Origin of the sequence: Neisseria sp. HMSC070F02 (assembly GCF_001814225.1) — a bacterium.
Taxonomy (GTDB): Bacteria; Pseudomonadota; Gammaproteobacteria; order Burkholderiales; family Neisseriaceae; genus Neisseria; species Neisseria meningitidis.
Window position 1 is genome coordinate 48891 of record NZ_KV815481.1, and the last position, 6976, is coordinate 55866.

3 protein-coding genes and 1 pseudogene are annotated in these 6976 nt (G+C 54.7%); 1 reads left to right on the top strand and 3 read right to left on the bottom strand.

What is annotated here, in order from left to right; all coding sequences use genetic code 11:
• Positions 1–233 precede the first annotated feature (233 nt).
• Entirely contained in the window at positions 234–1526 is a 1293-nt protein-coding gene (locus HMPREF2959_RS09350) for a DD-carboxypeptidase/endopeptidase Mpg (protein WP_002243231.1), read from the bottom strand.
• A gap of 77 nt (positions 1527–1603) precedes the next feature.
• Here HMPREF2959_RS09350 and HMPREF2959_RS09355 point away from each other — a divergent pair, with 77 nt between their 5' ends.
• Positions 1604–2569 (top strand): hypothetical protein, encoded by a 966-nt coding sequence (locus HMPREF2959_RS09355; RefSeq protein WP_070696727.1) that lies wholly within the window; start codon positions 1604–1606, stop codon positions 2567–2569.
• A gap of 203 nt (positions 2570–2772) precedes the next feature.
• Here the strand turns inward: HMPREF2959_RS09355 and HMPREF2959_RS09360 are convergent, their stop codons facing one another.
• Both HMPREF2959_RS09360 and HMPREF2959_RS09365 read right to left on the bottom strand, forming a co-directional pair.
• On the bottom strand, positions 2773–4239 hold the full coding sequence (locus HMPREF2959_RS09360; RefSeq protein ID WP_014581324.1) for a surface lipoprotein assembly modifier: 1467 nt from the start codon (positions 4237–4239) through the stop codon (positions 2773–2775).
• 241 nt (positions 4240–4480) lie between these two features.
• Positions 4481–6562, bottom strand: a pseudogene (locus tag HMPREF2959_RS09365) (autotransporter outer membrane beta-barrel domain-containing protein); the annotation flags it as partial.
• Positions 6563–6976 lie beyond the last annotated feature (414 nt).

Here is a 6976-nt window from a genome sequence, read left to right on the forward strand (position 1 = left end):
GCGTTGGGTTTCAGTCATTTCCGATAAACTCCTGCCGCGTTGTATTTCTAGATTCCCGCTTTCGCGGGAATGACGGCGGATGGGTTTCCGTGCCGTGGTGTCCGGATTCCCGCCCGTACGGGAATGACGGCAGTGCTTCCTTGGCTTAATTTTATTTTAATCAACTGCAAATGCCGTCTGAAAACCGGTTTGCAGATTTTCAGACGGCATTGTTTTCGTCGCCGGTTCAAACTTCAATCCGATTGCGACACGGTAACCGGTATGCCGCGCAAGCGCGCAAGCAGCGCGTCCGCCTTCTGTTTCTGCGCGGCAAACGCCGCCTTGTCCGCCTGCGTCAATTCGGGTGTCGGCAATGCGACTGAAACAGGATTGACGGGCTGCCCGTTGATGCGTGCCTCGTAATGCAGGTGCGGCCCGGTCGAACGCCCTGTCGAACCGACAAAACCGATGACCTCGCCGCCGCGCACATTGCCTTGTGCCTGCGAAAACGCGCTCAAGTGCGCGTACAGCGTTTCCACGCCGTTGGCGTGGCGTATCATCACCGCGTTGCCGTATCCGCCCTTCCGGCCTTTAAAGGTAATCACGCCGTCGGCGGAAGCCCTGACCGGCGTTCCCTGCGGTGCGGCATAATCGATGCCCGTGTGCAGCCGCCAAGTGTGCAGGATGGGGTGCATGCGGTAGCCGAACGGCGAAGAAATGCGCGTATAGACCAGCGGCTCGATGTTGAAGCCGCCTTTTTCCTGCAACACCCTGCCGTCTTCATCGTAATAATTGCCGCCCCCTCCGCCTTCCTTGTCCGAACGGTAATAGAACGCCTGATGCCTTGTGCCGCCCTTAACGACTTCAGCCGCCAAAATATCGCCCGCCGCCACCTGCTGCCCGTGGAAATACAGGCTGTCGTAAATCAGGCGCACGGCATCGCCTTCCTTCAAACCGTCAAGGCTGAAGCGGCCGGCGAAAATCCCGCTTAAGGATTCGCGGATTTCGACGGGCACTTCCGCCCGCGCCAGCGAACCGCGCGCCGACGTTTTGACCACGACCGAACGCAGCGTCGGCAAAACCTTCATATCCGCCTCAGAAGCCGACCGCCGCCATATGCCGCCTTTCTTTTCCAAAGCGACCAGATTGCGCTCGCCGTCTTCGTCGGTAAAAAACTGCACTTCGCGCGCGCCGCCGTCGCCGCCGACCAAAACATGAACCGACTGGTCGGCACGCAAATGCCGCAAATCGGCTTCGCCGCCATATTTTTCCGTGATTCGGGCAATCTCGTCCCGCGCCATACCCGAACGCGCCAGCACGTCCGCCAGCGAGTCGCCCGGCTGCACCGCCTCCTGCACCCAATATGCCGTCTGAACGCCGCTGCCGCCCCAAGACAGCGGCGGCAGATTTTGTTCCACGCGCTGCGGTCTGACGCGCTCCGTCCTCTCTGTCGAAGCAATGTATGCCGCCGACACCAAAATAATCGAAACGGCAAGCGCACGGAGCGCGTATTTCCGATGTTTTGCCGAAAGTGGGAAGACAGCCATATTGTTCCTTTTTGACGGCGTTTGCGCCGAATCCTCTATAATGTTGCGCCTGACCTGCATTTCTGAAACGTCAAACGATGAAACTCACCCTCGCCCTCCCCTCGCTCAATTTGGATGAAGACGAAATCCGAATACCTCTATGCCTGCACGCCTTCAACAAAATCCTGCAATACGGCTCGCCGTATCGCCAAAGCTGCACGGCTTCGGCATTTTACGCGCGTTATTTGTGGTGCGGCAGACTGGCGGAACGCGCGGCGCAAAGCCTGAATATGCCGTCTGAAGCCGTCGCGCTCGCCACGCCCGTCTGGCAAAAAATGGGGCTGCATCAGGCAAATGTACTGACGGCGGAATATCTGAACGTCGGTACGGATGAAGCCGAACGCCTCTGCCGCGATTTGTCTGAATTTTACGCCGATACTCCCTGGCATTTCACGCCCGTCCTGCCCGAATTATGGCTGGTTTCCCTTCCCCGCGCGTACCGCTGGGGCGCGAAGCCCGTTTTGGACTTGGGCGGATTATTGGGCGCGGACGATCAGCCGGACGGGAAAGACTCGTTGGAATGGCTGCGCGTCCAAACCGAAATCCAAATGTGGCTGGCGGCACACCCCGTCAACCATAACCGCAAGAAACGCGGGCTGCCCGAGTTGAACGGCTTATGGCTTTGGGACAGTCTGCACGGAAGCAGTCAAGGCGGCACGCTTTTCGCCGATACGGTTTGGAGCCGTTTCCACCCCGACCGCCGCGCATTGCCCGACAACTTCCGCGCCTATGAAGAAACGGCGGCACACCTGCCCGACACGCACCATATCCTGTTTATGGACGATTTGCGCCTGACCGCCCTGACAGGGGACAGGGAGCGGTATGCATCGGTTTTACAGCAGTGGGAAGAACACTGGTTCGCACCGATCTACGAAGCCGTCCGTACCGGCAAAATCAAACGGCTGGACATCACCACGGACGGACAACACGGCGGTACGCTGACCTTCAAACCCGCCGACAGGTGGAAATTTTGGCGCGGCGCGAAAACCTTTGACGGAATCTAGTGAACCCGCCCGCCGCAACCGCGACAATGCCGTCTGAAGCCCGAATCGGGTTTCAGACGGCATTTTACCTCGCATCGCCGTTATGCCGGAAAAACCGGAATGCGTTTCCGCACACGCGGCGGCACGCAAAGCACCGCCCGAAAGCCGCCGATGCCCGCCGTGATACCGCCGCCGGCAGGGTTTCCTCCGAAAAGGAACAGCAATCAGAACGTTTTATTAAACTCGACAAACGCCCGATTTTTCTCGTATTCGTTGAACACATCGTTACTCCGCGTTTCGCGGTGCGACAACGTCAGGCGCGGCGTGATGCCTTTGAAATGCAATGCCCGGTGCCAAAGGCTCAAGGATGTGTTCAATTCTTTATCCCTGCGCCTTTCCCCTTTAAAACCGCTGAAAAAGCCGGGTTTTTCATAATGCCGTTTCGCCGCGCCGAGGCGCAACAGCGAAGACAGGCCGCTGCCGCCCCATTCCTGCCCCCAGGCAAAGCGCAGGCCGTAACGGTTGAAATTGTCGCCTCGGTCGGCGGGGTTGCGCTCGCGGTAAAAATCCAAACCGCCCATCCAATATTGGCGCGCATTCCGGTAAAACACCAGCGAATTGGAAATTTGCAAATGGGTATTGTCGGAACGCGCCCGGCGCGTATTCTTCAAACGCCCCCACTCCGCCGAAGACAACGTTTGCCATTTCGGGGTTTGCCAACGGTTGAAATAAAGGCGTGCGCCGTTGGTGTAAGAATAAGCGTCGTTGCCGTAGGTGCGGCGTTCGTGGAACACTGCCAGCCCGGCATCTTTGCGCCGGTCGGCAAAACCGATGCCGCCGGAAACGCCTGCCGTCATATCGTTGAATTTCTTATTCCCCGGATAAACCCTGCCGGACACGTCGCCGCCCGCCGTCGTGTACCAGCCGTTTTTCAGCGACCATTTTTTCTCCGCGCCGAGCCGGTAATTGACCGCCGTGCCGTCCACCTGTTTCGGGAAAGTCCATTTGCCGTACTGCTGCCGTTTCGGGGCTTGGTTGATATTGTGTTCGCGGGTGACGCTGAAGCCGCCATTTACCTTCCACGCATCGCGTTCGCGCAATGCCTTGCGGTACAGCTCGACCTGCTCCATCAGCTGCGGCGGCAGGTTTTCCGCCTTCAGGCGGTCGAACTGGTCTGCCGCCGCCTCGTTCTGCCTGTTGTCAAACAATGCCGCCGCCAAACGCATACGGACGGCGGGCGCGTCGGGTTGGGCGGCAATCAATTCCCGGTAATGGGAAATCGCTTCTTTCACCCTACCGTCTGTCTGCGCCAAAATCCCTTGTGCATAAAGTGCCAACATCTTATCCTGCTGCGCCTGTTGTAGGTAAATCGGCAAAATAACGCGGATACCGGCAATATTGTTTGAGACCACTGCGGAATACATCGCGCGGGACAGCAATTCGGGATTTTTCAGCAGGGTTTCGCCGTCAATCTGCAAAACTTTTCCTTTTTCCCGCACCTGCCCCGGTACCTTCTCCCTGTCGATTGGTTTGACCTCCGCTTCATGAAGCCTGAACTCGGGACGGCTTCTCAAATCCGGTTCGCGCGGTGTTTCTTCGGCATATGCCGCGCTTGCCAATAAAGGCAGCAGCAGCATCCATCTGTTTCGTGCAGGCATAAATGTCTTCCCACAAAAATAAAAAATAACCATTATCAACCGGCGGATTGTATCAGTTTTTTATGCCGCTGTTCCAAACCCTGCCGCCCGATGCCGCGACAATGCCGTCTGAAGCCAGAATCGGGTTTCAAACGGCGGCAAAAAACCGGCGGTTTTCCGCCGGTTTCATCATGATGCCCCGCCCTTCGGGGCGGCAGGGTTCGGATTGGTTTGCGGGGCGGCGCGCGGTGCCGTGCCGGTGTGCCGCCTGTACGTCAAAACATTTCCCGACGCATCAAAACAGCCATTTGAGCGACAATGCGGCTTCTTTGTCGCCGTCCGTCCTTTTGCCGTATCCAATGCGTGCGGACATATGGCCTTTCCAACCGGCTTCAATGCCGAACCGCCCTTCGAGTGCCGTCCTGCCTGCCAGCGTCTGTTTTTCGCCGTCCATTTCCACGCCGAAAGATTTTGACCTGTGCAAAACATTAAAAGCGGCAAAAGGCTGAAGATTGACACCGTTACGCAAAGCAAAACGGGTTTTTGCCCGAATGCCAGCGCGGCTTTGCCACTGACCGCTGCCGAGCAGTCCGACCGCCGTCCCCTCGCTGTCGGTAAAGCCGCCGTTTACGCCCAAGTAGGTAAACTGAGCCTGCGGTTGCAGGTAAAACCGCACATTATTGCCTTTTCCGACAACGCCTTCCGCCACAAGCGCGTTGTAGCCGCCTTCGACAGAAGCCGTCCAACCTTTGGTTTTGTAGCGTTCCGCACGGTTTTCATCATTGATGCGATGTTTGAAACGTTGGTATTGCAACCAGCCGTCCAAATACGCACCCGTTTGTTTATCGCGCAACTGATGCCACGCAGCATAAACACCCCCGCCATAACCATGCAAATAACTGCCTGCCGCACCGCCTTTGCCGTTGACTGATGCGTGCTGGCCGGCCCTGCCGCCCATCACGCCGATTGCCAGTCGGCTGCCTTCATTTTGCCGTACAAACACCTCGCCGCCGATTTGCACGCCTTTGCGCCGCCCGTCCGCAGCCGCGCCGCCCCGTATATTTTGATGCGACCGACCGCCGATGAAGCGCAGCCACAATTTTTGACGGGACGGATCGGCGGCATACACGTCGTCGCCCCTGTCGGCGGCACGCAGCCCAAACAAAGTATTTGCCGCATAAGCCTGTTGGGCATATAAAACCGCTTCCGCCTCGGGGATAGCCAAACGCTGCACGCCCAAGCAAAATCCGCCTTCGCATTGCTTGAGCAATAATTCGTACAGTCCCTGCCGGTAATTTTGTTTAAACGCAAACGAATTAGAGTCTGCCTTTTCCGCCGCAATCAGTTTGCGCCCGTCGAGCGTTTTCAGATTTTCCGGCCGGCGTTCCAAAACCACGCCGGATTTTCCGCTGACTTTTTCTTCAAAGGTCAGGGCGGGTTCGTCCGACTCCCGCACGTCGTAGCCGAACAGGAAATCCGCACCGCCCTTATACGCTTTATGGACGGTCAGTTTTTCATCTTTCGTGTTCAGGCGGATGCGGGCATTATCGGAAGTTTCCAGCGTATGGATGTCGGAATGGCGGCGCGGTTCCCAAAGGGAATCTTTCAGCGTCATCTTGGTCAGTTCCAACACCTGTCCGGCGACGTGGGATTTGTTTTCGATTTTGACGTGTAATTTTTTATTGAAGATGTTGTTGAGACTAGTCTGTGATGTATTACTATGAGGAGTGAGTACGGAATCTTCTACCAATTTATTAATTAAATCGGGGTTTTTCTGTTTGAGTATACTAAATTTTGGTCCAAGCTGTTCTATATACGCCTCCTCAGTCCGTTTTTTATTTTCTTCCCAAGCTTCGGGTCTTGTTTTGTATAAATCCTGTAATTGCTTCTTAACCGCATCCTTTAAATTATCCCCGTAAGTATCTGTAATATATTTCTTAACAACGGGCATATTATCGACGGCGAGTATGCCGCTATTGTAGTTTTTACCTTGGATATTGATTTCGTCATACCCATATTCGGATGAATTTTGATCGGTTTTACCGCTGGAAAAATAATGGGAAGTGCCGGGTTTCGGCTTGTCTGAAAATGAAAAATCGGCATCGTCGCCGATTTTGGTAGAACGAGTATTTGAACCAAGCTGAGCTCTGAACATACCGAAGCAATCAAAAGATATGCTGCACGGGCCGCGCCAAACGTGGGAATTTCTGTCTTCCGCCGCTTCTAAAATAAATTTGTTTTTAATCTCGGCTTCTTTGACGGGATCGTACGCATCCGAACCTCAAACATATGGCGTGCAAAACAGCGATAAAACAGATAATGTTAATAGATTAACCCGACCGCTTGCTTGCTTGCTTGCTTGCTTGCTTGCTTGCTTTCAGTGTCATGAGAAATTTTCCTTTGTCAAGTGTTAAAATTATAATGATTATATACTACATCACACTACATCACACTACATCGCAATGAAAAATCAGGAAAAACAAAAAACCTCTCCGCCGTCATTCCCGCGCAGGCGGAAATCTAGAATTTTAATGCGGCAAGAATTTATCGGAAAAAACTGAAGTTTAAAGACCTAGATTCCCGCCTGCACGGGAATGACGGTTTAGAAATCACCTGAAACGAGAAAAAGAACCGAAACCAGATAAGTCGGATTCCCGCACGGGAGGGAAGGACGGGATTTCAGGTTACTGTTTTTGATTTTCTGTTTTGTGGGAATAACGGGATTTTGGATGATGTGCATTTTCGGGAAAACTAAAAACCCTCCGCCGTCATTCCCGCGAAAGCGGGAATC